23 protein-coding genes are annotated in these 24,933 nt (G+C 68.4%); 7 read left to right on the top strand and 16 right to left on the bottom strand.

Annotated features, from left to right (window positions below):
- Positions 1-47 precede the first annotated feature (47 nt).
- A complete protein-coding gene (locus BQ2383_RS18555) occupies positions 48-422 on the bottom strand; it encodes a DUF3040 domain-containing protein (protein ID WP_029261552.1) in 375 nt (124 codons plus the stop codon).
- Positions 423-519: 97 nt separating this feature from the next.
- On the opposite strand from BQ2383_RS18555, the gene BQ2383_RS18560 reads away from it, so the two are divergent.
- Positions 520-1,608, top strand: coding sequence for a polyprenyl synthetase family protein (locus tag BQ2383_RS18560; RefSeq protein WP_244176051.1), 1,089 nt, complete (start codon positions 520-522; stop codon positions 1,606-1,608).
- Positions 1,609-1,621: 13 nt separating this feature from the next.
- Here the strand turns inward: BQ2383_RS18560 and BQ2383_RS18565 are convergent, their stop codons facing one another.
- The gene (locus BQ2383_RS18565; protein ID WP_337749000.1) at positions 1,622-1,990 is read right to left on the bottom strand and encodes an Rv2175c family DNA-binding protein; all 369 of its coding nucleotides are present in this window, start codon (positions 1,988-1,990) and stop codon (positions 1,622-1,624) included.
- Between the two features lie 121 nt (positions 1,991-2,111).
- Between BQ2383_RS18565 and BQ2383_RS18570 the strand changes: the two genes are divergently transcribed.
- Positions 2,112-3,320, top strand: a complete 1,209-nt coding sequence (locus BQ2383_RS18570) for a LysM peptidoglycan-binding domain-containing protein (RefSeq protein ID WP_237682370.1) — start codon at positions 2,112-2,114, stop codon at positions 3,318-3,320.
- A gap of 77 nt (positions 3,321-3,397) precedes the next feature.
- Positions 3,398-5,353 carry a Stk1 family PASTA domain-containing Ser/Thr kinase gene (pknB, locus tag BQ2383_RS18575; protein WP_091037329.1) on the top strand — a complete coding sequence of 652 codons (1,956 nt, stop codon included), beginning with the start codon at positions 3,398-3,400 and terminating at the stop codon, positions 5,351-5,353.
- Positions 5,354-5,414: 61 nt separating this feature from the next.
- Here the strand turns inward: pknB and BQ2383_RS18580 are convergent, their stop codons facing one another.
- Both BQ2383_RS18580 and BQ2383_RS18585 read right to left on the bottom strand, forming a co-directional pair.
- Complete coding sequence (locus tag BQ2383_RS18580; RefSeq protein WP_091037330.1) at positions 5,415-6,755, bottom strand: class II 3-deoxy-7-phosphoheptulonate synthase; 1,341 nt, start codon at positions 6,753-6,755, stop codon at positions 5,415-5,417.
- 48 nt (positions 6,756-6,803) lie between these two features.
- Entirely contained in the window at positions 6,804-7,493 is a 690-nt protein-coding gene (locus BQ2383_RS18585; RefSeq protein ID WP_029261546.1) for a lysophospholipid acyltransferase family protein, read from the bottom strand.
- 150 nt (positions 7,494-7,643) lie between these two features.
- Between BQ2383_RS18585 and BQ2383_RS18590 the strand changes: the two genes are divergently transcribed.
- A complete protein-coding gene (locus BQ2383_RS18590) occupies positions 7,644-9,476 on the top strand; it encodes an AMP-dependent synthetase/ligase (RefSeq protein ID WP_091037334.1) in 1,833 nt (610 codons plus the stop codon).
- Positions 9,477-9,529: 53 nt separating this feature from the next.
- Here BQ2383_RS18590 and def read toward each other — a convergent pair whose 3' ends face one another.
- From def to BQ2383_RS18605, 3 genes are all read right to left on the bottom strand, one after another.
- A complete protein-coding gene (gene def / locus BQ2383_RS18595) occupies positions 9,530-10,021 on the bottom strand; it encodes a peptide deformylase (RefSeq protein ID WP_091037337.1) in 492 nt (163 codons plus the stop codon).
- A complete protein-coding gene (locus BQ2383_RS18600; protein ID WP_091037340.1) occupies positions 10,021-11,883 on the bottom strand; it encodes a MinD/ParA family ATP-binding protein in 1,863 nt (620 codons plus the stop codon). Before BQ2383_RS18600 ends, def begins: the two co-directional genes overlap by 1 nt.
- Before the next feature lie 67 nt (positions 11,884-11,950).
- The gene (locus BQ2383_RS18605; protein ID WP_091037343.1) at positions 11,951-15,358 is read right to left on the bottom strand and encodes a pyruvate carboxylase; all 3,408 of its coding nucleotides are present in this window, start codon (positions 15,356-15,358) and stop codon (positions 11,951-11,953) included.
- Between the two features lie 93 nt (positions 15,359-15,451).
- On the opposite strand from BQ2383_RS18605, the gene BQ2383_RS18610 reads away from it, so the two are divergent.
- Positions 15,452-16,264, top strand: a complete 813-nt coding sequence (locus BQ2383_RS18610) for a ParA family protein (RefSeq protein WP_029261541.1) — start codon at positions 15,452-15,454, stop codon at positions 16,262-16,264.
- Positions 16,265-16,339: 75 nt separating this feature from the next.
- Here BQ2383_RS18610 and BQ2383_RS18615 read toward each other — a convergent pair whose 3' ends face one another.
- From BQ2383_RS18615 to BQ2383_RS18625, 3 genes are all read right to left on the bottom strand, one after another.
- A complete protein-coding gene (locus BQ2383_RS18615; protein ID WP_091037345.1) occupies positions 16,340-16,885 on the bottom strand; it encodes a MerR family transcriptional regulator in 546 nt (181 codons plus the stop codon).
- Positions 16,886-16,985: 100 nt separating this feature from the next.
- Positions 16,986-17,672: a transcriptional regulator FtsR gene (ftsR, locus tag BQ2383_RS18620; protein WP_091037347.1), complete on the bottom strand. Its 687-nt coding sequence runs from the start codon at positions 17,670-17,672 to the stop codon at positions 16,986-16,988.
- Complete coding sequence (locus tag BQ2383_RS18625; protein WP_091037349.1) at positions 17,672-18,157, bottom strand: FHA domain-containing protein; 486 nt, start codon at positions 18,155-18,157, stop codon at positions 17,672-17,674. The genes ftsR and BQ2383_RS18625 overlap by 1 nt, the downstream gene beginning before the upstream one ends.
- A gap of 101 nt (positions 18,158-18,258) precedes the next feature.
- Here BQ2383_RS18625 and BQ2383_RS18630 point away from each other — a divergent pair, with 101 nt between their 5' ends.
- Both BQ2383_RS18630 and lpdA read left to right on the top strand, forming a co-directional pair.
- Positions 18,259-18,909, top strand: a complete 651-nt coding sequence (locus tag BQ2383_RS18630; protein WP_091037366.1) for a copper resistance CopC family protein — start codon at positions 18,259-18,261, stop codon at positions 18,907-18,909.
- A 9-nt stretch (positions 18,910-18,918) separates the two neighbouring features.
- Positions 18,919-20,316, top strand: coding sequence for a dihydrolipoyl dehydrogenase (gene lpdA / locus BQ2383_RS18635; RefSeq protein WP_091037369.1), 1,398 nt, complete (start codon positions 18,919-18,921; stop codon positions 20,314-20,316).
- 94 nt (positions 20,317-20,410) lie between these two features.
- On the opposite strand, the gene BQ2383_RS18640 is transcribed toward lpdA, so the two are convergent.
- From BQ2383_RS18640 to BQ2383_RS18665, 6 genes are all read right to left on the bottom strand, one after another.
- Positions 20,411-21,532, bottom strand: coding sequence for an FAD-dependent oxidoreductase (locus BQ2383_RS18640; protein ID WP_091037372.1), 1,122 nt, complete (start codon positions 21,530-21,532; stop codon positions 20,411-20,413).
- Positions 21,519-22,244 (bottom strand): methyltransferase domain-containing protein, encoded by a 726-nt coding sequence (locus BQ2383_RS18645; RefSeq protein ID WP_091037376.1) that lies wholly within the window; start codon positions 22,242-22,244, stop codon positions 21,519-21,521. Before BQ2383_RS18645 ends, BQ2383_RS18640 begins: the two co-directional genes overlap by 14 nt.
- Positions 22,241-23,401 (bottom strand): type III polyketide synthase, encoded by a 1,161-nt coding sequence (locus BQ2383_RS18650; RefSeq protein WP_167381664.1) that lies wholly within the window; start codon positions 23,399-23,401, stop codon positions 22,241-22,243. The genes BQ2383_RS18645 and BQ2383_RS18650 overlap by 4 nt, the downstream gene beginning before the upstream one ends.
- Before the next feature lie 63 nt (positions 23,402-23,464).
- Positions 23,465-24,079 (bottom strand): CYTH domain-containing protein, encoded by a 615-nt coding sequence (locus BQ2383_RS18655; RefSeq protein WP_091037382.1) that lies wholly within the window; start codon positions 24,077-24,079, stop codon positions 23,465-23,467.
- Positions 24,072-24,287: a hypothetical protein gene (locus tag BQ2383_RS18660; RefSeq protein WP_029261531.1), complete on the bottom strand. Its 216-nt coding sequence runs from the start codon at positions 24,285-24,287 to the stop codon at positions 24,072-24,074. The genes BQ2383_RS18655 and BQ2383_RS18660 overlap by 8 nt, the downstream gene beginning before the upstream one ends.
- 51 nt (positions 24,288-24,338) lie before the next feature.
- A complete protein-coding gene (locus tag BQ2383_RS18665) occupies positions 24,339-24,809 on the bottom strand; it encodes a prepilin peptidase (protein ID WP_091037384.1) in 471 nt (156 codons plus the stop codon).
- Positions 24,810-24,933: the final 124 nt, after the last annotated feature.

Below are 24,933 nucleotides of genomic sequence, written 5' to 3' on the forward strand. Positions count from 1 at the left end.
GCCCGGATGCTCAGCATCCGGGCTTCTGTCGTGAAAATCTGTGGGGGTCAGTGACCGTCCTGGCGCCGATCCCAGCGATCGTTCATACGGTCCATGAACGAGGCGGAATCCTGACGCTTCGGGGCGGAACGCTCTCGCGGCTCGGCTGGAGTCGCTCGACGCACGGGTGTGACGGCGACCATGACCCCGGCGAGCATCGCCGCGAATCCGATCACACCGACCACGATGCCCCACACGCCGCCGAGGATGACGCCGGCCACGAGGCCGCCGACTCCGGCGAGCAGGAGAAGAGCCCCGTAGACCAGATTTCGGTAGCTCAGTGCACGGTCGCCGGACGGCGCGGTGACCACGTCGGCATCGTTGTGAAGGAGATGGCGTTCCATCTCGTCGAGCAGACGCTGCTCCTGTTCGGAGAGTGGCATTTCGTCCCCCTCGGGTATCGTGCGTTCCATTCTACGCGCGCCCGGGCGTCGGGGGCTAGCAGTTCGACGTCCCCTTGCTTTACGTATGCTGGGAGTCGTGCCGTCTTCCTCCCCCGTTCCCGGTGCGGTCGCCGCACGTCTCGACCGATTCCTCACCCGTATGCGCGAGGAATCCACGGAGTACGGCCCGGATGCCGCCTCCTTCCTCGATGCCGCTGCCGGCACGCTCGAAGGCGGGAAGCGATTGCGTGCCCGGTTTTGTCACGCCGGTTGGCGCGCCGTCACCCGGTTCAGCGATCGCACCACGACCGAGACGGATGCCCTCTGGGACATCTGCACCGCGCTGGAGATCTTCCAGTCGGCCGCACTCGTCCACGACGATCTGATCGACAACTCGGACACGCGCCGAGGGCGCCCGGCCGCCCATCGCGCCCTCGAGACGTCGCATCGCTCTGCCGGCTGGTCTGGAGACGCCGAGGCCTTCGGACGCGCCTCGGCCATCCTCCTCGGCGATCTCCTCGTCGCCTGGAGCGACGACCTGCTCGAGTCCGCCCTCGAGGGGCTCCCACACGCACGCGACGTGCGCTCCGAATACGCCAGGATGCGCCGCGACGTGACCACGGGCCAGTTCCTCGACATCGCCGAGGAGTCGGCCTGGAGCGTCAACGACGGGCGGCTCCATGCCGAGCGAGCGTTGCGCGTGGCGTCACTCAAGTCCGCCAGGTACAGCATCGAGCAGCCGCTGATCCTGGGCGCAACCCTCGCCGGCGCCCAGTCGGATCAGACGGCGGCACTGCGTCGCTTCGGCCACCCGATCGGCATGGCCTTCCAGCTCCGCGACGACGTGCTCGGGGTCTTCGGAGACGCGTCCGTCACGGGCAAACCGGCCGGGGATGATCTTCGAGAGGGAAAGCGCACCGTTCTCATCGCCCTCACCCGACAGGCCCTGGACCCGTCGGCGCGGAATCTTCTCGACGAGATGCTCGGCGACCCGGAGCTGACGGCGCAGCAGGTGTCATTCCTGCAGGCCACTATCACCGACTCCGGTGCGCTGGACCAGGTGGAGGCGATGATCGCCGACTATGCACGCGAAGCAGATCGCGCCCTGTCGGGTGCACGGCTCGACAACGCCGCCGTCGGCGAGCTGCGCGAGCTGGCGCGAGCCGCCACCGTCCGCTCCGCCTGACGCGGGATTCGTCTCAGGCGAGGGTACGCGCGAGTCGCCGGACCGCGCTCTTGTGCCCGGCCAGCAGCGCATCCATCGGCGATCGGCCGAGGGACTCCTCCTCCGTGAGGAGCCAATCGATGAGCTCATCGTCGGAGAAGCCGGCGTCCTGCAGCACGATGATCGTTCCCCGCAGCGAGCTGAGCGGATGCCCGTCGACGATGAACACCGCCGGCACCGCGAAGGCCCCACTGCGGCGCGACCCGACCAGATAGTGGTCGTCGATCAGACGGCGGACACGACCGAGGGACTCGTCGAGCACCTCGACGAGATCGGGCATGGTCAGCCACTCGACATCAGCGGCGGCAGGGGTTCCAGCAACGTTCTCAGACACGTTGCCCACTATCTCATCTCTGCACGGGCATCGCATGTCGCCTCTCCAGTCACATCCTTCACTTGCGTCACTTCTGTTGACTTCCGTTTACATCCGTGTCAGCGTGAAGTGCTCGAAAAGGGGGCAAGCCTTGAGAACCAAGACCGCCACGCGTCGCACGCGAAACCTGCAGTTCGGAGTGCCCGCCGCCGTGCTCGGCGCTCTCGCCGCCACTCTCACCGCCGCGCCAGCCGAAGCCGCCGCGACGACCACCGATCTCGCTCCGGTCGAGCGCCAGCGCAGCACGCCCGTGCGCGTGGTGCCCGCCCAGGCCGCACCGGCGAACTATGTCGTGCGCCCGGGCGACACCGTCTCGTCCATCGCCTCGAGGTTCGGACTCCGTACCGTCGACGTGCTCACCTGGAATCGTCTCTCCTGGCGCTCGGTGATCTACCCCGGCCAGACTCTGACGCTGCGGACGGCAGCCACGGCGCCCGCTCCTGCTCCTGCTGCTGCTCCTGCTCCTGCTCCCGCTGCCTCGCACAAGGTGGTTGCGGGCGACACCGTGTACGCCATCGCGCAGAAGTACGGAACCACCGTCGATGCGGTCCTGGCCGCGAACGGACTCACGCGCGCATCGGTGATCTACCCCGGTCAGAGCCTGTCGGTGGCCGGATCGGCTGCGCCCGCCGCCGCACCGACGTCAGCGCCGGCACCAGCACCGGCGGCGGCGCCCGCGCCTGCCCCCGCGGCATCGCACACCGTCGTCGCCGGCGACACCGTGTTCGGGATCGCCCAGAAGTACGGCACCACGACGCAGACGGTGTTCGCCCTGAACGGACTGGGCCCGTCTTCGATCATCTACCCCGGGCAGAAGCTCGCCGTCCGTGCGGCACCGACTGCCGCACCTCCCGCGGCGGCAGCAGCCACGACGGGCGGACAGCGGTCCGCGACCCTCGACAGCGAGCAGGCGGCGAACGCGTCGCTCATCATCCGCGTCGGTCGAGAGCTCGGCGTCCCCGATCGGGCGATCGCCCTCGCACTCGCGACCGGCATGGTGGAATCGGGACTCCGCAACCTCGACTGGGGCGACCGCGATTCGCTCGGCATCTTCCAGCAGCGTCCGAGCACCGGGTGGGGAACGCCGGCGCAGATCATGGACGCCGACCGGAGCACCCGCGTCTTCTACGGCGGCCGGAACGACCCCAACGGACATGTGACGCGCGGCTTGCTCGACGTCGCCGGATGGGAGAGCATGCCGTTCACATCCGCCGCTCAGGCCGTGCAGATATCCGCCTATCCGGACAAATACGGGCAGTGGGAGACGCAGGCCTACAGCTGGCTCGCCCTCCACGGCTGACCACTTCCATAAAATCCGCAGGGCCGAGAGGTGAGCCGCTCCCCTGTCTTTCAGGCAGTTCTCAATAGAATTCTGACGTGACGACCAATCAGCAGGCCGACCCCCTCATCGGGCGGCTTGTCGACGGTCGCTACCGAGTCCGCGCTCGGATCGCACGCGGAGGGATGGCGACGGTCTACGTCGCCACCGACCTCCGCCTCGAGCGGCGCATCGCGCTCAAGGTCATGCACGCGCACCTCAGCGACGACTCGGCCTTCCAGAGCCGCTTCATCCAGGAGGCCCGCGCAGCCGCCAGGCTGGCGGATCCGCACGTCGTCAACGTCTTCGATCAGGGGCAGGACGGCGAGCTCGCCTACCTCGTGATGGAGTATCTGCCCGGCATCACCCTGCGCGAGCTCCTGCGCGAGCAGAAGCGACTCACCATCCCGCAGACGATCACGATCATGGATGCGATCCTCGCCGGACTCTCGGCAGCGCACCGCGCCGGCATCGTGCATCGAGACGTCAAGCCCGAGAACGTGCTCCTCGCGGAGGACGGCCGCATCAAGATCGGCGACTTCGGACTGGCCAGAGCGACCACGGCGAACACGGCGACCGGGCAGCAGCTGCTCGGGACGATCGCCTACCTCGCCCCCGAGCTGGTGACCCGCGGGACCGCCGACGCCCGCAGCGACATCTATGCCCTGGGCATCATGCTCTACGAGATGCTCGTCGGCGAACAGCCGTACAAGGGCGAGCAGCCCATGCAGATCGCGTTCCAGCACGCCACCGAATCGGTGCCGCGTCCGAGCGTGCGCAACCCCTCCGTGCCGGAACAGCTCGACGAGCTCGTGCTGTGGGCGACCGAAAAGTCTCCCGACGAGCGCCCGGATGACGCCCAGCAGATGCTCGAGCGCCTGCGGGCGATCGAGCGTGAACTCGGCGTCACCCCGACTGCGGCGAGAGCGACCGCTCCGCAACACAGCCATGCCGACTCCGGCGACCTCACCAAGGTGATGCCGGGGACGATGGTCATCCCGGATCCGACCGCGCCGGTTCCCGCCGAGATCGACAACGCGACGCTCCTTCGCCGACGAGCCTCGAAGCGGCGCGCCCGCGGAGCGTTCCTGCTCACCCTGGTGCTGCTGTTGGCGGTGCTCGCCGGCGGTGTGGGCTGGTGGTTCGGGTCCGGCCCCGGCTCACTCATCGCCGTGCCGGGCGTCGCGGGCAAGACCTACGATGAAGCCGCCGCCCTCCTGGTCGACGCGGGCTTCGTCCCTACTCAGAAGGACGAGTCGTCCGTAGATGTCGAGGCCGGGGCGGTGATCGAGACCGACCCCGAAGAAGGTGCGCGCCTTGACAAGGGGACCACGGTCACGGTCGTCGTGTCGTCGGGGCCGGCGTCCCACGACATCGCCCCGGTCGCCGGCGTGGCGTCCGACGACGTCCGCGCCGCGCTGCAGGCAGCCAACCTCGAACTCACGGACGACGAGGAATACTTCGGTGACCTCGACGACGGCAAGGTCATCAACGTCCGCATAACACCGCGCGACGGCGGAGACGCATTCGGCTGCGCCGAGGGCTGCACGGTACATGAGACCGACACGGCGACGATCCAGGTGTCGCGCGGCGCGGTCCCCGATGTCAGCGACCTCAGCGTCGCCCAGGCCACGGACGCGCTCACGGGCAAGGGGCTGAAGGTCAACCCGGACAGCCTCTACCAGACCAGCGACGGCATCGGGAAGGACCGGGTCATCGGGATCGCCGACCGGCCGACGGAAGGCGCCTGGCGCCCGGGCGAGACCGTGCAGCTCATCATCTCCGAGGGTCCCCCGCTGTTCGACGTGCCCGATGTGTCCGGAAAGACCCGTGACGAGGCGACGCGCGCGCTGAACGACGCCGGCTTCAAGTGGTCGTACACGAGCGGCACCGGACTCCCGGATTCGGTGTGGGATCTCTTCGCCAACGAGAACACGAAGGTCGAGTCGTACAGCCCGACCGACGCCCAGCGCAAGGGGACGACCATCACCCTCACGATGAGCTTCTCCGGCTGAGGCCGGATACACGAAGAGGGGGCCGGAATGCGATTCCGGCCCCCTCTCTTCGTCTGCAGCGTCAGCGCTTCTCGAGCTCCTCGGCCACGAGGAACGCCAGCTCCAGCGACTGCATGTGGTTCAGGCGCGGGTCGCACAGGCTCTCGTAACGGGTCGCCAGCGCGGCCTCGTCGATCTGCTCCGACCCGCCGAGGCACTCGGTGACGTCATCGCCGGTGAGCTCGACGTGGATCCCGCCGGGGAACGTGCCGACCGCACGGTGCGCCTCGAAGAAGCCGCGCACCTCGTCGACGACGTCGTCGAAGCGGCGGGTCTTGTATCCGGTCGGAGTGGTGATGCCGTTGCCGTGCATCGGGTCGGTGACCCACAGCGGCTGTGCGCCGGAGTCACGGACCGCCTCGAGCAGCGGCGGCAGCGCGTCGCGGATCTTGCCCGCGCCCATCCGCGTGATGAAGGTGAGTCGACCCGGCTCGCGCTCGGGGTCGAGCTTGTCGATCAGGGCCAGAGCGGTCTCGGGCGTCGTCGACGGCCCGAGCTTCACTCCGATGGGGTTGCGGATCTTGGAGAAGTAGTCGACGTGCGCGCCGTCGAGCTCACGCGTGCGCTCGCCGATCCAGAGGAAGTGCGCGGAGGTGTTGTACGGGGTGTCGGTGCGCGAGTCGATGCGCGTCATCGGGCGCTCGTAGTCCATCAGCAGACCCTCGTGGCCGGTGAAGAACTCGACCCGCTTGAGCTCGTCGAAGTCGGCGCCCGCGGCCTCCATGAACTTGATCGCACGGTCGATCTCGGCCGCCATGCGCTCGTAACGCTGGTTGGCCGGGTTCTGCGCGAAGCCCTTGTTCCACGAGTGCACCTCGCGAAGGTCGGCGAATCCACCCTGCGTGAACGCGCGGATCAGGTTCAGCGTGGACGCCGCCGTGTGGTACCCCTGCAGCAGGCGAGCAGGGTCGGCCGTGCGGGAACCCTCGGTGAAGTCGTAGCCATTGACGATGTCGCCGCGGTACGCGGGCAGGGTGACCTCGCCACGCGTCTCGTTGTCGCTGGAGCGCGGCTTCGCGAACTGACCGGCCATGCGGCCCATCTTGACGATGGGCATCGACGCGCCGTAGGTCAGCACCACAGCCATCTGCAGCACCGTCTTGATTCGGTTGCGGATCTGCTCGGCAGTCGCTCCCGCGAAGGTCTCGGCGCAGTCTCCGCCCTGCAGGAGGAACGCCTGCCCGGAGGCCGCGCGCGCGAGCCGGTCGCGGAGGTTGTCGACCTCACCCGCGAACACCAGCGGCGGGAGGCCCGCGATCTGACGGGAGACGTCGGCGACGCGGTCCGCGTCGGGCCACTGCGGCTGCTGCTTGATGGGAAGCGAGCGCCATGCATCAAGGGCTTCGATGTGGTGCGGGAGCATGCGTTCCAGCCTAGTGGTCGCGCGTACCGCCCAGACGCGCGCCGAGGGCTATGTGACGCGGGTCGGGAGGCGGTCTTTGACCGTCGACGCGTAGACGTCCTCGTAGGTCTGCTCGCCGAGCCGCTGCAGGGCCACCATGATCTCGTCGGTGACCGATCGGAGGATGTAGCGGTCGTTCTCCATGCCCGCGTACCGGGAGAAGTCGAGCGGCTCCCCGATCACGATGCCGACGCGGACGATGCGCGGCAGGCGCCTGCCGATCGGCATGGCCGTGTCGGTGTCGACCATGATCACGGGGACCACAGGGACCTTCGCCTCGAGCGCCATCCGGGCGATCCCCGTTCGACCGCGATATAGCTTGCCGTCGGGGCTGCGCGTGCCCTCGGGGTAGATACCCAGCAGGTCGCCACCGCCGAGGACCTGAAGCCCCGTGTTCAGGGAGGCCTCAGAGGCCTTGCCGCCGGATCGGTCGATCGGGATCTGGCCGGTGGCCTTCATGAAGAACTTCGTCGCCCAGCCTTTGAGGCCGCGACCGGTGAAGTAGTCGCTCTTCGCGAGGAATGACATCGAACGGTCGATGACCAGCGGCAGGAAGATGGAATCGGCGAAGGAGAGGTGGTTGCTCGCGAGGATCGCCGCACCGTTCGCGGGCACGTTGTTCCGCCCCACGATCCAGGGGCGGAAGACACCCTTGACCACGGGGCCGATAACGACGTACTTCATCAGCCAGTAGAACATCGAGGTGAAGTCTAGCGCCGCCGTGCCCCGCGCCTGGAAGTTCTCGACTTCTCCGCCGCAGGAGCGACTGAGTCTCACCTCGGGCGCGACTCGATTCCATGCCCTACACTCGAAGGACACCCGTGCCCGACCGGTACCGAAGGAGCTGCCGTGGTCCAGTTTGAAGTCCCCGCGATCGTCCCCGCCGATCCCGACGCGAACGTCGCCGACCTGCTGGTGAAGCGCGTCGAAGCCACTCCGGATCGTGCGCTCTTCTCCGTGCCCGACGGCGACGGCTGGCGCGACATCTCCGCAGCCGACTTCCAGACGGCCGTCGTCGCTCTGGCGAAGGGCTTCGCCGCGGCCGGCATCCAACCCGGCGAGAAGGTCGGCTTCCTCGCACGCACGACGTACGAGTGGACGCTCGTGGATTTCGCGCTCTTCTACGCCGGCGCGGTGATGGTGCCGATCTACGAGACCAGCTCACCGTCGCAGATCCAGTGGATCCTCGAAGACTCCGGCGCGATCGCTCTGATCGTGGAGACCTCCGAGCACTTCGCCCGCGTCGATGAGGTGCGCGGGGACCTGCCGCTGCTCCGCGAGGTCTGGCAGCTGCACCTCGGGGCCATCGACACCCTGACCGCTCAGGGCGCCTCGGTGACCGATGCAGAGATCGAACGACGCCGCACCCTCGCCGTCGGTTCCGACATCGCGACACTCATTTATACCTCCGGCTCGACCGGGCGGCCGAAGGGGTGCGTGCTCACGCACAGCAACTTCGTCGAGCTGTCCCGCAACTCGGCCAAGGCGCTCGACGCCGTCGTACAGACCCCCGGCGCTTCCACGCTGCTCTTCATCACCACGGCGCACGTGTTCGCGCGCTTCATCTCGATCCTCGACATCCACGCCGGGGTGCGCACCGGTCACCAGCCGGATACGCGCCAGCTCCTGCCCGCGCTCGGCTCGTTCAAGCCGACCTTCCTCCTCGCGGTACCCCGTGTGTTCGAGAAGGTCTACAACTCGGCTGAGCAGAAGGCCGAGGCCGGAGGCAAGGGCAAGATCTTCCGCGCCGCGGCCGACGTCGCCATCGAGCACTCGAAGCTGCTCGAGGCCGGCAAGAAGATCCCGTTCGGGATGAAGCTCAAGTTCGCCCTCTTCAACAAGCTCGTCTACAGCAAGCTCCGCGAGGCGATGGGCGGCAACGTCGTGTACGCCGTCTCGGGCTCCGCTCCCCTGGGCTCGCGCCTCGGCCACTTCTTCCACAGCCTCGGCGTGGTCATCCTCGAGGGATACGGTCTGACCGAGACGACGGCACCCGCGACGGTGAACCTGGCGGACAAGTCGAAGATCGGCACCGTCGGCCCTGCGCTCCCGGGTGTGGGCGTGCGCCTCGCCGACGACGGCGAGATCGAAGTGCGCGGCATCAACGTGTTCAAGGAGTACTGGAACAACCCCGAGGCGACGGCGGAGGCCTTCAGCGAGGGCGGCTGGTTCCACACCGGCGACATCGGCAGCTTCGACTCCGAGGGCTTCCTCACGATCACCGGACGCAAGAAGGAGATCATCGTCACGGCCGGCGGCAAGAACGTCGCTCCCGCCGCGCTCGAGGACCCGATCCGCGCCAACCCGATCATCGGTCAGGTCGTCGTGGTGGGCGACCAGCGTCCGTTCATCTCGGCGCTCATCACCCTCGACCCCGAGATGCTCCCGACCTGGCTCGCGAACAACGGTCTCGAGGCGAAGATGTCGCTCGAGGACGCGTCGAAGAACGCCGCTGTCCGCGCCGAGGTGCAGCGAGCGGTGGACATCGCGAACGCCCACGTCTCGCGTGCAGAGTCGATCCGGAAGTTCACGATCCTCGACTCGGAGTGGACGGAGGCTTCCGGCCACCTGACGCCGAAGCTCTCGATCAAGCGCAACGTCATCATGAACGACTTCGCCGACGAGATCATCGCGATCTACGACGAGCCCGTCGCCACGACGAACGTGGCAATCGGCGGCTGACACTCCGACGCACGAAGAAGGGCCCCGCTCGCGCGGGGCCCTTCTTCGTGCGTTCAGAACCAGGCGCTCTCGCGGACCTCTCGCATGGCGAGCTTGCGGGTCTCCGGGTCGAGCCGGGTCAGGAACAGCTTGCCATCGAGGTGATCGGTCTCGTGCTGCAGCGCCTGGGCGAGTAGACCCTCACCCTCGAGCACCACCGGCTCGCCGTCGAGGTCGATGCCCTCGACGCGGGCCCACGGGTAGCGCTGGGCATCATGCCAGAGTCCGGGAACCGAGAGGCATCCCTCCCCCGTCGGCTGGGGCTCACCACGAACCTCGGTGAGGACGGGGTTGAGAACGTATCCGATGTCGCCGTCGATGTTGTAGCTGAAGGCGCGGAGCGCGACACCGATCTGCGGCGCGGCGACGCCTGCACGTCCGGGGAGCTCGACGGTGTCGACGAGGTCGGCCACGAGGGCCCGCACACCGTCGTCGATCTCGTCTATCGGCGCGCAGACGCTGCGCAGAACCGGGTCGCCGAAGATGCGGATCTCACGTACCGCCATCAGGCAGCCTTCGCCCGCAGGCCCTCGACCAGGAGTGCTGCCAACTCACGGGCCGCGATCCGGGTCTCCGGGAGCAGGTTCGCGAACACGATCGTGCCTCCGCCGGCGATCTGCGGGTCGTAGGGGACGCGGACGACGCTGCGGGCACGGGTGGCGAAGTGCGCCTGCAGTTCGTTCAGCCGCACCAGCGGGGTTCCCGGCGTCGACTGGTTGAGAACCACGATCGCGTCGCGCGCCTGCTCCGCATAGCCGTTGGTCTCGAGCCAGGTGAGCGTCTCGGAGGCCAGCCGGGCCTCGTCGACGCTGAGCCCCGAGACGATGACGATCTGATCCGCGAGATCGAGGGTCGCCGACATCACGGAGTGGACGATGCCGGTTCCCGTGTCCGTCAGGACCAGAGAGTAATAGTGTGCGGCGACACCGGCGACATCGCGGTAGTCGCTGTCGCTGAAGGCCTCGGCGATACGCGGGTCGGAGTCGGAGGCGAGCACGTCGAGTCGTGTCGCGTCTCTGGCGACGATGGCCGAGATGTCGTGGTATCCCTTGACGTCGTCGTGGATGCGGACGAGGTCGCGCACGGACTTGCTGTGGTGCGGACGCACGATGCGCTCAGCGAGCGTGCCCCGATCGGGGTTGGCGTCGACAGCGATCACACGATCCTCGCGCGCGTCGGCCAGAGCCATGCCGAGCAGCGCGGTGATCGTCGTCTTGCCGACTCCCCCCTTGCGCGACAGCACGGGAACGAACCGCGCTCCGCCGGCGAGCGGAGCGGCGATCCTCGCCGACAGGGCCTTGCGCTCGCGTGCACGACGTCCGTCTCCGATGTTGATGCGACGCCCCGAGACGGCATAGAGGAAGTGGCTCCATGCGCCTTCCGGTTCGGGCTTCGCGAGCCGGTGCGGGTCGAGCAGCCGGTCCGCGGTCAGAAGGTCGGCGGATTCCCTCGAGGCGTCGCCCAGGTCGTCCAGGCGTTTGGATGTGAGCGTGACGTCAACTCGCGGAGCGGGCCGGACCGGCTGGGATGCGACGGACTTCTTCTCATCGGGAGTGGACACGGACCTGTTCTCCTTCTCGACGGATGCTCGCGCGGGCACGGATGCCGCGGGCACGGATGCCGCGGGCGCGGATGCCGCGGGCGCGGATGCGGCAGGCGCCGGTGCGACGTCGGCCTTCGCTCTCGCGAGGAAGCGCTCCGCCGTCGCCGCCTCTTGGGACTGCTCGCCGTCGTCGTCCGGCGTATCCACGAGCGCGGTGGTGTCGGGCTCATCGACGACCACGGCATCGATGATGTTCTCGGAGCGCGGATGGACGAGCGGAGGCGAAGCCACCGGGGTCTCGTCGATCGCGGCGGCATGGACGACCGACGGCTCGACGACCTCGGCCTCGGGCTCGGGCTCGGGCTCGAGCTCAGCCTCGTCGACCCCAGGCTCCTCTACCGCGGTCTCGTCGGCCGCCCTCGCGGGACGCCCGAGATCTTCGACCTTCTTCGGAGCCGGGACCGGGGTCAGAGTCGGGGTCTTCGCCGCTGCCTTCTGCTTCTTCGGCTTCTTCGCGGCGTCCGGACGCTCGGTCCGAGCAGCGGTCACCTCCGCGGCGGGCGCTCCCGATGCCAACGGCTTCGCCGTGGACGCCGGCTCCACCTCGGACTGCACGGCAACGGGCGGGTCGATCACGAGGTCGCCGACGACCTCTCCCTCGACGACCCCGTCGTCGGTGAGGTCGTCGTCCTCGTCCTTGGGCAGCGTCACACTGACCTGTGCGGTCCCGCCGAGGATGCCGATACCGGCCGTGTCGAGCGACGCGGCCTCATCGAGCACCCCCAGCGGGCTCTCCTCGGGGTCGGTGATGTTCTTCGGTGTCACGATGTCGCTCCCAGCCTGTGCGGGCCTCGGGTTGCGCACACGGTGCGCAGGCCTCGCCCGCACAAGGTTAGTGCGCGGGGCGGATCACGACCAAAAGATCTCCGGCATCCACCTGCTGCGTCTCGGCGATCGCATGGCGCTCGATGACGCCGTCGACGGGCGCGGTGATGGCCGCTTCCATCTTCATCGCCTCGATCGACGCGACCGGCTCCCCGGCCCGGACGGCCGCGCCGACCTCGGCCTTCAGGGTCACGACGCCGGAGAACGGCGCCGCGACCTGCCCGGGAACAGAGGTGTCCGCCTTCTCGACCTCGTGCGCGTCGACGACGATGGAGCGATCTCGCACGAACACGGGGCGGAGCTGTCCGTTGAGCGTCGTCATCACGGTCCGCATGCCCTTGTCGTCCGCCTCACCGATGGCCTCGATGCCGACGTAGAGCTGCACACCGCGATCGATCTCGATCATGTGCTCCTGCCCCGCCACCAAGCCGTAGAGGTAGTCGCTGGTGTCGAGCACCGAGAGATCGCCGAACAACTCGCGGCGCTCCGCGAACTCCGCGCTCGGCCCGGGGAACAGCAGGGTGTTCAGTCGTGTCCGTCGCTCGGCGCTGGTACCGGCGAGTGCCGCCTCGTCCTCCACCGTGATGTCCGTGAGGCCGACCCGCACCGAGCGTCCGGCGAGAACCTTCGTCCGGAAAGGCTCCGGCCACCCGCCGGGCAGGTCGCCGAGCTCGCCCGCCATGAAGCCGACGACCGAATCCGGCACGTCGTACTTCTCCGGGTTGGCCTCGAAGTCGGCGGGATCCGCCTTCACGGCTGCGAGGTGAAGGGCCAGGTCGCCCACGACCTTCGAGGAGGGAGTCACCTTGGGCACGCGCCCGAGGATCCGGTCGGCGGCGGCGTACATGTCCTCGATGAGTTCGAAGTCGTCCGCGAGACCCAGCGCCTTCGCCTGCTGACGCAGATTCGACAGCTGACCGCCGGGGATCTCGTGGTGGTAGACGCGTCCCGTCGGTCCCGGAAGCCCGGACTCGAACGGAGCGTACGCCCGACGCACCGCTTCCCAGTAAGGCTCGAGGTCGGACACGCCGTCGAGCGAGATCCCGCTGTCCCGCTCGGTGTGCGCGAGAGCTGCGACGAGCGACGACAGGGACGGCTGGCTCGTGGTGCCGGACAGGGGTGCCGACGCGGCATCCACCGCATCGACGCCGACGGCGCTGGCCGCGAGGAGCGTGGCCAGCTGACCGCCTGGAGTGTCGTGCGTGTGCAGGTGCACCGGGAGGTCGAACCGCTCACGCAGCGCCGCGACGAGCTTCGCGGCGGCCGCGGGGCGCAGCAGACCCGCCATGTCCTTGATCGCGATGATGTGCGCGCCCGCCTCGACGATCTGGTCGGCGAGGCGCAGGTAGTAGTCGAGCGTGTAGAGGTCTTCTGCGGGGTCGAGCAGGTCGCCGGTGTAGCAGAGCGCCACCTCGGCGACGGCCGTGCCGGTCTTGCGGACGGCCTCGATGGCCGGGCGCATCTGCTCCACATCGTTGAGCGCGTCGAAGATGCGGAAGATGTCGACGCCGCTGGCGGCCGCCTCCGCGACGAATGCCTCGGTGACCGCCGTCGGGTACGGCGTGTAGCCGACCGTGTTGCGCCCACGCAGGAGCATCTGGATCGCCACGTTCGGCAACGCGGCACGCAGCTTGTCGAGGCGCTCCCACGGGTCCTCGCCGAGGAACCGCAGGGCGACGTCGTAGGTCGCGCCGCCCCAGGCCTCGACGGACAGCAGTCCAGGGGTCAGCCGCGCCAGGTACGGAGCGGCCGCAACGAGGTCCTTCGTGCGGACCCGCGTCGCCAGGAGGGACTGGTGCGCATCGCGGAAGGTGGTGTCGGTGATCGCCAACGCGGTCTGCTCGCGAAGACTGCGCACGAAGCCCTCCGGCCCGAGTTCGAGAAGCCGCTGACGAGAGCCGGCCGGCGGTTCCGTGGTCAGATCGACCGTCGGCAGCTTCGACGAGGGATCGATCACTCCCGGGTGGGCGCCGTGCGGCTTGTTGACGGTGACGTCGACCAGCCAGTTCAAGTACTTCGTGCCGCGGTCCTTCGACACCCGGCCGCGCAGCAGCTCGGGCCGCTCGTCGATGAACGAGGTGCTCACATCGCCCGCGATGAACGCGTCATCCTCCAGCAGTGCCTGCAGGAAGGGGATGTTGGTGGAGACGCCGCGGATGCGGAACTCCGCCAGTGCGCGACGCGCGCGGGCGACAGCTGCGGGGAAGTCGCGACCACGGCAGGTCAGCTTCGCCAGCATGGAGTCGAAGTGCGGGCTGATCTGTGCCCCTTGGTGCACGGTTCCGCCGTCGAGACGGATGCCGGCGCCGCCGGGCGAGCGGTAGGTCGTGATCTTTCCGGTGTCGGGACGGAAGCCCTGCGTCGGGTCCTCCGTCGTGATCCGGCACTGCAGCGCCGCGCCCCGCAGATGCAGGTTCTCCTGCTGCAGGCCGAGGTCGGCGAGGGTCTGACCGGAAGCGATGCGCATCTGGCTCTGCACGAGGTCGACATCGGTGACCTCCTCGGTGACCGTGTGCTCCACCTGGATGCGCGGGTTCATCTCGATGAAGACGACCTCGCCCGTGCGCTCCCCCGCCGTCTCGAGCAGGAACTCGACCGTGCCGGCGTTCTCGTAGCCGATGGACCGTGCGAACGCGACCGCGTACCCGTGCAGCGCGGTGCGGACGCTGTCGTCGAGGTTCGGAGCCGGAGCGATCTCGACGACCTTCTGGTGACGCCGCTGCACCGAGCAGTCGCGCTCGAACAGGTGAACGGTCTCGCCGGTCTTGTCGGCGAGGATCTGCACCTCGATGTGCCGCGGTCGCATGACCGCCTGTTCGAGGAACATCCGGGCGTCTCCGAAGGCGCTGGCCGCCTCGCGCATCGCCTCGGCCAGCGCGGGGGCGAGATCGCCGGAGGTCTCGACACGGCGCATGCCGCGACCGCCGCCGCCGGCGACCGCCTTGGCGAAGAGCGGGAATCCGACGTCCTCCGCCTGGGCGACGAGAGCGTCGACGTCGTCTGAGGCCTCGGTGGAACGGAGGACGGGCACGCCCGCCTCGATCGCGTGACGCTTCGCCTCGACCTTGTTCCCCGCCATCTCCAACACGTTGGAGGGCGGACCGATGAAGACGATGCCGTTGGCTGCGGCCTTCTCGGCCAGCTCCGGATTCTCCGAGAGGAAGCCGTATCCGGGGTAGATCGCATCCGCCCCCGACTCGAGAGCGACGCGGATGATCTCGTCGACGTTCAGGTATGCGCGCACCGGATGGCCGCGCTCGCCGATCTCGTAAGCCTCATCGGCCTTGAGCCGATGCACGGAGCCGCGGTCCTCATGAGGGAACACCGCGACGGTGCGCGCCCCCACTTCGACTGCCGCACGGAATGCGCGGATCGCGATCTCGCCGCGGTTCGCCACAAGGATCTTCTGGAACATGCACACCTCTGAAAGCTCGATGCGCAGCGTTTTCGATGCGCATGGGGCGGGGCTGAGTGTTCCCTCAGCCTAGGGGAAGGTAACGTGGTGTCCGTGCACGTACTCAGCGTCAGCTCTCTCAAGGGGGGCGTCGGCAAGACGACCGTGACACTCGGGCTGGCCTCCGCGGCTTTCGCTCGAGGAGTCCGGACTCTCGTCGTCGACCTCGATCCGCAGTCCGACGTCTCCACCGGGATGGACATCCAGGTGGCCGGACGACTCAACATCGCCGACGTCCTGGCGAACCCGAAGGAGAAGGTCGTCCGTCAGGCGATCACCTCCAGCGGCTGGGCGAAGGTCCACCCCGGCACCATCGACGTGCTGATCGGGAGCCCTTCCGCCATCAACTTCGACGGACCGCACCCGAGCGTGCGCGACGTCTGGAAGCTCGAGGAGGCGCTCGCCTCCGTCGAGGCGGACTACGACCTCGTGCTCGTCGACTGCGCGCCCTCGCTGAACGCCCTGACCCGCACCGCCTGGGCCGCGAGCGATCGCGTCATGGTCGTCACCGAGCCCGGCCTCTTCTCCGTCGCCGCAGCCGATCGCGCCCTCCGCGCCATCGAGGAGATCCGTCGTGGTCTCTCCCCCCGACTGCAGCCGCTCGGCATCGTCGTGAATCGCGTGCGCCCGCAGTCCATCGAGCACCAGTTCCGCATCAAAGAGCTGCGCGACATGTTCGGCCCCCTCGTGCTCTCGCCGCAGCTGCCGGAGCGCACCTCCCTGCAGCAGGCACAGGGTGCGGCCAAGCCGCTGCACATCTGGCCCGGTGATTCCGCCCAGGAACTGGCGGCCGACTTCGATTCGCTGCTCGACAGGATCATCCGCACCGGTCGGATCGCCGTCCCCGAGAGCGGTCCGCAGAGCTGACCCTCACCACGTGCACAGCAAAACGGCCATCCTCATCGAGGACGGCCGTTTTCTGTATGACGGGGGAAGGCGCGATCAGGCGGAGCGCTTGGTCCGACGGGCGGAAAGCTCGTCGACCGGATCCGGAGCGGTCGCGTCGAACGCGACCAGCGTCGACTCCACCTCGCGGAGGACCTTGCCGACGGCGATGCCGAAGACGCCCTGGCCGCGGCTCACGAGGTCGATGACCTCGTCGTTCGACGTGCACAGGTAGACCGATGCACCGTCGCTCATGAGCGTCGTACCGGCGAGGTCGCGGATGCCTGCGCGTCGGAGCTCTTCGACGGCCGTGCGGATCTGCTGCAGCGAGATGCCCGTGTCGAGCAGGCTCTTCACGAGCTTCAGGACGAGGATGTCGCGGAAGCCGTAGAGACGCTGCGACCCGGAGCCGTTCGCCCCGCGAACGGTGGGTTCCACCAGCTCGGTGCGCGCCCAGTAGTCGAGCTGACGGTAGGTGATGCCGGCGGCGCGAGCGGCGACCGCGCCACGGTAGCCGACCTCGTCGTCCATGGCCGGAAGACCATCGGTGAAGAGGAGTTCGGGTACGAACCGCGGGTCTCCTGCGAGCTCATCCGCATTCATCTGAAATCCTCCCTGGAACGGTTATCTTCCACGGTAGAGCAGTGCCTGGGCACCGGCAATCACATCCGCGGGACCGCGAAGGTGTGTCGCAACCAGTTCGTTACGAAAGCACTCGCGACAGCGCGTCTTTGACGAAGAGCGAGCGCACCTCGTCGATCTTCGCGGCCAGTTCCGGCGCCAGCTCGCTGGCCTTGGCCCGGGACGGAGCATCCGTCCGACGCAGCAGCGCGGACATCGCCGATTCGATGAGCGCGACCTCGCGATCTGCTCCCTGGCGCAGCGAGCGCAGGTGCCGCGGCTCGATGCCGTGGCGGTCGAGGGCGACGAGGCCGCGCAACAGCGTGACCGTCGTCTCCTGGTAACTCTCCTGGGCGATGATGACACCGGTGCTGATCGCGTCGTTGAGCAGCTGCGGGCCCGCGCCGGCTGCAGCCAGCAGCTCGTCGCGTCGGTATCTGCGCGGCGCCGGCGTGATCGAGGGCGGCGGAGCGAACGGAGTCGCCTCCCCGCCGGCATCGACGTCGTCGAGCTGCTCGCGGATCACGCTCAGCGGAAGATAGTGGTCGCGCTGCAGAGTGAGGCCGAGACGCAGTCGTTCGATGTCCGCCGTGGAGAACTTGCGATAGCCGGACTCGGTGCGCGAGGGGCTGACGATGCCCTGCACCTCGAGGAAGCGCAGTTTGCTGGAGGTGAGGTCGGGGAACTCCGGTGTGAGCCGAGCGAGGACTTGGCCGATGCTCAGCAAGCCCGCGGACGCGGAACGTTCGCGGGCGGGAGTAGCCGCCATCAGTCGTTCGCCGCCGCGCGATCGCGAGGGGAGGCGAAGAAATTCAGGCGGAACTTGCCGACACGCAGTTCCGAACCGTCGACGAGCGGGCTGCGGTCGACGCGCTCCCCGTTGACGTACGTTCCGTTGAGCGAGCGCTGATCGATGATCTCGAACGCCGACCCGGTGCGGGTGATCTCTGCATGACGACGGGACACGGTCACGTCGTCGAAGAAGATGTCGGCCTCCGGATGCCGGCCGACCGTGGTCACGTCGGTGTCGAGGAGGTAGCGGGCACCGGCGAGAGCGCCGGAACGGACCAGCAGCAACGCCGATCCTGCGGGCAGGGCGCTGATCGCACTCTGCTCGACGTCGGTGAGTTCCACTCCGAACGGCACGAAAGACAGGTCGGAATCGTGCCCGAACGTCTGCGTCACGTCGTGTCTCTGCTCACCGGAACGGTGGATCGCGGCTTCTCCGGCCGGTCGGCTGTCGCTGTCAGTCACAGTGCCCTCCTTGGCTTTCCAGACTAACGGATGCCGAGGCGCTCGCGGGAGGCCGGTTGCATACTCAGCCATCACATACCGGGTATTCATAGGGTGGAACCGTGAAGACCAATGTCCTGCGGCGCCCGGCGACCCCGATCGCCCTCGCCGCCACCCTGCTCGCTGCGTTCCTCGTGCTCTTCTCTCCACTCTCGGCCTCCGCGCACGACGCGCTCGTGTCGTCGTCTCCGGCCGCAGACGAGTCCGTCGAGACCGTGCCGTCGGAGCTGACGCTCACCTTCAGCGCCAAGCTCATCGACGGCGAGGGCGCGACCGAGGTCGTCGTCACCGGCCCCGACGGCTCCTCGGTCACCGACGGCGCAGCGACGGTCGACGGCGCGATCGTCACCCAGCCGCTGCAGGGCTCGGGCCCGGCCGGCGAGTACCACGTCATCTGGAAGGTCGTCTCGAGCGACGGCCACCCCACATCCGGCGAGTACTCCTTCACCGTGACCGTCGGCGACGATGCGACACCGACCGAGGCACCCACTGCTGCGCCCACCACCGCGGCACCGACGGCGGAGCAGACCGCAGCACCCGAGGCGACCACGACGCCGCCGGCCGATTCCGGTGACGGCGACGCCGGATCCCCGTGGATCTGGGTGCTCGCGATCGTCGCCGTCCTGGTGGTCGCCGGCGTGGTCACATGGATCGTCCTGAGCCGTCGCCGCGGCGGTTCCGCGACCGGTTCCGACGCCCCCACGGAGCGATAGGCTTAAGGCATGCCACATTACGACGTCGTCATCCTTGGTGCAGGTCCTGGCGGATACGTCGCTGCGGTTCGCAGCGCGCAGCTCGGTCTGTCCACCGCCATCATCGAGGAGAAGTACTGGGGTGGTGTCTGCCTCAACGTCGGCTGCATCCCCTCCAAGGCGCTCCTGAAGAACGCGGAGCTCGCGCACACCCTGAACCACAAGGCCGAGTTCTTCGGAATCTCCGGCGAGTTCACGATCGACTTCGGCAAGGCGTTCGATCGCAGCCGTGAGGTCGCCGAGGGTCGCGTCAAGGGCATCCACTTCCTGATGAAGAAGAACAAGGTGACCGAGTACAACGGTCGCGGCACGTTCACCGGCCCGAAGGCGATCTCGGTCGCCAAGGCCGATGGTCAGGTCGAAGAGGTCACCTTCGACAACGTCATCATCGCCACCGGCTCCAAGGTCCGCCTCCTCCCCGGAGTGACGCTCAGCGAGAACGTCGTGACGTACGAAGAGCAGATCATGACCCGTGAGCTGCCCGAGTCGATCGTCATCGTCGGTGCCGGCGCGATCGGCATGGAGTTCGCCTACGTCCTCACGAACTACGGTGTGAAGGTCACGATCATCGAGTTCCTCGACCGCGCGCTCCCCAACGAGGACGCCGACGTGTCGAAGGAGATCACGAAGCAGTACAAGAACTACGGCGTCGACATCCTCACCTCGACCAAGGTCGAGTCGGTCGTCGACAACGGCTCCTCGGTGACGGTCACCTACACCGGCAAGGACGGCCAGCAGTCGTCGATCGAGGCCGGCAAGGTGCTCATGTCGGTCGGTTTCGCCCCGAACATCGAGGGCTTCGGCCTCGAGGCCACCGGCGTGAAGCTGACCGAGCGCGGCGCGATCGACATCGACGACCACATGCGCACCAACGTCGAGGGCATCTACGCCATCGGCGACGTGACCGCCAAGCTGCAGCTCGCCCACGTGGCCGAGGCTCAGGGCGTCGTCGCTGCCGAGACCATCGGTGGCGCGGAGACCCAGACGCTCGGCGATTACCGGATGATGCCGCGTGCGACGTTCTGCTCCCCGCAGGTCGCGTCGTTCGGTCTCACCGAGCAGCAGGCCAAGGACGAGGGGCGCGAGATCAAGGTCTCGACCTTCCCGTTCATGGCCAACGGCAAGGCGCACGGCCTCGGCGAGCCGGTCGGCTTCGTCAAGCTGATCGCCGACGCCGAGCACCTCGAGCTCATCGGCGCCCACATGATCGGCCCGGATGTCTCCGAGCTGCTGCCGGAGCTGACGCTGGCCCAGAAGTGGGACCTCACGGCTCTGGAGCTGGCCCGCAACGTGCACACGCACCCGACGCTGTCGGAGGCGCTGCAGGAGGGCTTCCACGGCCTCGCCGGCCACATGATCAACTTCTGATCCGCTTTCTCGAAGGCCCGGTCCCGCGCACTGCGGACCGGGCCTTCGTGCGTCAGAGGCCGTGCGTCAGAGGCGGTGTGTCAGAGGCCGCGCATCAGAGGCCGCGCATCGTGAGGAGCCCGGCCGTCCATGCCCGCAGCGGCGGCGAGCCCAGCGCGCGCATCAGCAGCTCCCGGCCGCGGACCACGGGCGCCGGCGCCGGAGCACCCATCGACATGTAGAACGCCGAGCGCCGCTGTGCGCGCGAGGCGGACCGCAGCACGTGCCACTCGAACCTCGCCAGCTCGGGCATCCGATGCGGCAGCGACCGCGCGAGTTCGGACGCGAGACGAGCGGCATCCACCCAGCCCAGGTTCATCCCCTGCCCGCCGATAGGACTGATCTCGTGCGCGGCGTCTCCGAGGAGCACCACCCGCCCCCTGGTCAGCCGTGTCGCCCGGTGCTGTGCGGCGACGAAGGAGGCCGGCTCCGCATCGGGCGGGAGTTCGATGGCGATCCCGGTGCGCGCCTCGATCACGGCACGGAGGTTTTCGGCAGTACCCAGAACCCCGTCGGACCCTTCGCGCACAACCCAGCGCCGCACTCCACCGGGAAGCGGGAAGGACTCGACGAGACCGGCGGGTTCGCAGTGCAGGACGGCATGCTCACCCGGTGAGGCGTCTGCGACGTCGAGCATCGAGTACGACGCGCGTCCCGGACGACGGTGCCAGCCGAGGTCGAGCTCATCGCGCAGACGGCTGCGCACACCGTCTGCCACCACGACGATCGACGCGGTGAACGTGCGCGGTCCCGCCCCGGTCTGCGCCGAGACCTGAACCGCAGCGGCGGTGCTCCGAAGCGCCTGCACCGTGCATCCGGAGATCAGGGCATCCGGGGAGAGTGCCTGCAGTCGGGCCCGGAGCAGCGCACTCGTCCGCGGCTGCGGGAGGATCAGGACGGGGCGATCCGGCGCGAAGGTCAGCGTGGCCAGGGTCCTGCGGCGACTGCGCACCTCTCCGCCTTCGAGCCGCAGCGCTTCCGACCGGACGTCCGTCCCGATTCCGACCGCATCGAGCGCGTCCAGCCCCGGCCGATGGATGCCGATCGCCCTGGTCCGATCGTCGGCATCCGTGCGCCGCTCGCAGACCACCACCCGCAATCCGTCCTGCAGCAGCAGGCAGGCCAGGAGCAGACCGACGGGCCCTGCTCCCACGATCAGCACGTCATGATCGGGCACTGCCCTCCTCCCACCGCAGCTCCAGTCGCGAGGGCAGTCCCCCGCGGACGGTCCACCCGGTCGGAGCGATCGCCGTCAGCTCGGCGACCGTGTACGAGCGTCGGATGCTGATGAGACCGTCTTCGCGGATGAACGAGTCGGCGAGAAGGGTGCGCGAGATCGGCAAGGTCGCCGCGGCGAACAGCACGTGGGCGGTCCGGCTCCGGGCGATGTCGTGGTGGGACACTAATCCGCCTGGCGCGACGAGCCGCGTCGAGTCGCTGAGGACCGTTTGGAGCTCGTCCTCGTCCAGATGGTGCAACACGTGGTTGGACAGCACGACGTCGTAGGTGTCGCCCGCTTCGACCAGCTCGGTGGTCAGCGCCCGTCGATAGCGGATGCCGGCGCCGCGGTCGTGCGCCGAGGCCCACCGGATCGCCCGCTCATCGGCATCGAGGGCGGTGATCTCGGCATCGAACCCGTCGTGACGCAGCCGCCCGGCGAGCAGACGGCAGAGGTCTCCCCCGCCGGCGCCGACATCGAGGATGCGCAGTCGCCCTGCCCGCTCCGCGCGCGGCCGGATGTCGCGGCGATAGAGCGTGCCCGGACGCGAGACCAGCGCGTTCACAAAGCCGAACCGCCCGTAGGTCCGCGCCAGCATTCGCGCATCGGCGTGCGGGTCGTCCATCAGCTCACGGGTCTCGACGTCCCTGACCGCCAGGGCTGGACTCATGAGGCCGAGGGGGCGACGACGGTGAGCAGCGCGCTCTCGGCGGTCAGCCCCGGCCCGAAGGCCATCGCGGCGACGCGCTCGCCCGCTGCCGCGCCCTCCTCCTCCAAGATGCGCTTGAGGACGAAGAGCACCGTGGCGCTGGACATGTTGCCGTTCTCGCGCAGGACCTCGCGGGCGGGGTGCAGCTGCGCATCGCTGAGATGCATCCGCTCCTGCACCCGGTCCAGGATGCTGCGCCCCCCGGGGTGGATCGCCCAGTGCTCGACCTTCTCCCCCACCCGCCCCGCCTCGAAAGCCTCGGCCATCTCCGCATAAGCGGAATACAGCGGCCGGAGAGCGCCGATGATGGTCTCCCCGATGATCTGCGGGACGGCGGTGGAGAGGATCATCTCGAACCCGGTGTCGCCGATCGTCCAGGCCATGTCCTTCTCGCCCTCCGGCGCGATGGCCGTGTGGAACCGGTCCAGCCGCAGGGCGGTCGACGCCGACGGAAGGTCACGGGCCGTGACGATGCCGGCCGCCGCACCGTCGGCGAACAGGGAGGAGGCGACGATCGTGTCCGGGTTCTCCGAGGAACGCAGATGCAGGGTGCACAGCTCGACGCTGACGACCAGGACGACCGCGTTCTCGTCGGCGATGCAGAACTGGCTCGCCGCCCGCAGCGCCGGCATCGACGCGTAGCAGCCCATGAACCCGAGATGGAAGCGCTGCACCGCATCGGAGAGCCCGAGAGCGCGCACGATCTCGTACTCCGGTCCGGGAGCGTGGAACCCGGTGCAGGACACCGTGATGACGTGAGTCACATCCTCCGGGCCGATCTCGGGGTCGGCCTCGAGGGCCCGCCGCGCGACGTCGACGAAGAGTCGGGCAGCCTCCCGGGTGTAGATGTCGTTGCGCGCCTTCGTGCCCGGAGCCAGCAGCTCTCCGGAACGCCGGTCGAAGAAGACGGGATCGGCCACGTCGGATTCGAGCGACAACTCGTCGATCACGGTATGGCGGCGGTCGATGCCCGAGACATTGAACGACGTCGTGACGATCCGCTGCGCCAAGCGCCCGAGGTCGGGCTGCTGGGCGAAGACGTCGCGCACCTGCTCCTGCACGAGAACGGTGTCGGGGACGATCGTCTGCAGCGATCGGAGCACAGGCGGTCGACTCATGCTGTCACTCAAGCACGCGGTGTCGTCCCGGGGAAAGGGGTTGCGTTCGACTCGGCCGTCTGACTAGAAGCCGAGGGCACGGGCGAGCTTGGAACCGGATGCCGATTCCCGGCCTCCTGCGGCCAAAACCGCGCGCTCCACCGCATCGAAGAAGGCGGCGCGCGCCTCGTCGTCTGCCGGGGCCGCGGGACCGAGTTCCATCTCCCACTCCCGCCATTCGCGCTGCACGTCGCCTCGGAGATCCGTCGCCTGCACCCGGTCGTCGACGAACTCGGCCACCACTCCGCCGGGGCCGGTGAGCAGGTAGGCGGTGCGATCGTTCCGGATGCGGGCGAGCGGGGTGAGCGGCGCGGTCGTCCAGGCGGACACGGTGTCGGCCACGGCCGCGGGGAGCTCGTCATCCTCACCGAGCGGCCACCCGAGTTCGAGCCGACCGTCGCCCTGCCGCGGTCCCTTCACGTGCCAGCCCTCGTCCGGGCCGCCGGTGCGACGACGCAGCGCCACTCCCGCGCGGGCGAGTTCGCCGTCTGCCGTGTCGAAGTACTGCGCGTCGAGCGCCCTGGCCTCCCCGGTGGTGACGGCGTCGACCCCGGGGATCGCTTCCCAGACCGGCAGCGGGGTCTCGCCATCGACGTCGTACTTGCGCTCGACCTCGACCGTGCGGGACGGTTCAGTCATCGTCGTTGAGAGTGAGATCCTCGAGAGACTCTTCGAACCAGTAGTCGACCTCGGTCGGCCCATCGTTCGGGCCGGTGTTGTGCGGTTCGCTGCGGCGGTTGTACACCACCTGCGTCTCGCTGTAGGGGACGATCAGCTTGTCGTCCGCGTCGCCGAGGGGGATGATCTGCCCGTCCAGCGGGCCGCCGTGAAGCCGTGCAAGTGCCATGTGCTTCAGGGTAGCGCCGACATCGGACTATCCGTGCGAGACCCGGCGGATTCAGCCGAGGACGACGCCGAGGAGCGCACCCGCGATCATCCACGGGCCGAAGGCGATGCGGGTGGCCCCGTCGGCTCGGCGCAGGAGGATGAGCACGAGCGCGTAGAGCGCCCCGAGCACGAAGGCCGAGGCGGCGCCGATCGCGAGCGACTGCCAGCCGTGCCAACCCAGCACGAACCCGATGACCGCGGCGAGCTTCACATCGCCGCCGCCCATCCCGGCACGACTGATCCCCCGCAGCACCGCATAGAAGCCGCCCAGGATCACCAGGCCGAGGAGGGCGCGGAGGAACGCGATGCTGTGCCCCGTGACCAGGACGTCGAGTGCGCCGAGCACGATCAGCGCGGCGAGCGTCGGCAGCACGATGCGATTCGGGAGGCGGTGCGTGCGTGCATCGATGACGATCAGCCATCCGCCGATGCCCGCCAGCATCACGTGCACGAGCGAGATGAGGGCGAGCCGCGGGTCCATACGCGCAGGTTAGGAGATCCGCAGGCCCGGTGCCGACGCCCTGTGGAGAACTCCACTGATGTCCGATGTACGAACTATCGTCATCCACAGGACTTGGTATATTAGAATATATCTTCGAGAAAGG

Origin of the sequence: Microbacterium oxydans (genome assembly GCF_900095745.1) — a bacterium.
GTDB classification, from domain to species: domain Bacteria; phylum Actinomycetota; class Actinomycetes; order Actinomycetales; family Microbacteriaceae; genus Microbacterium; species Microbacterium oxydans_B.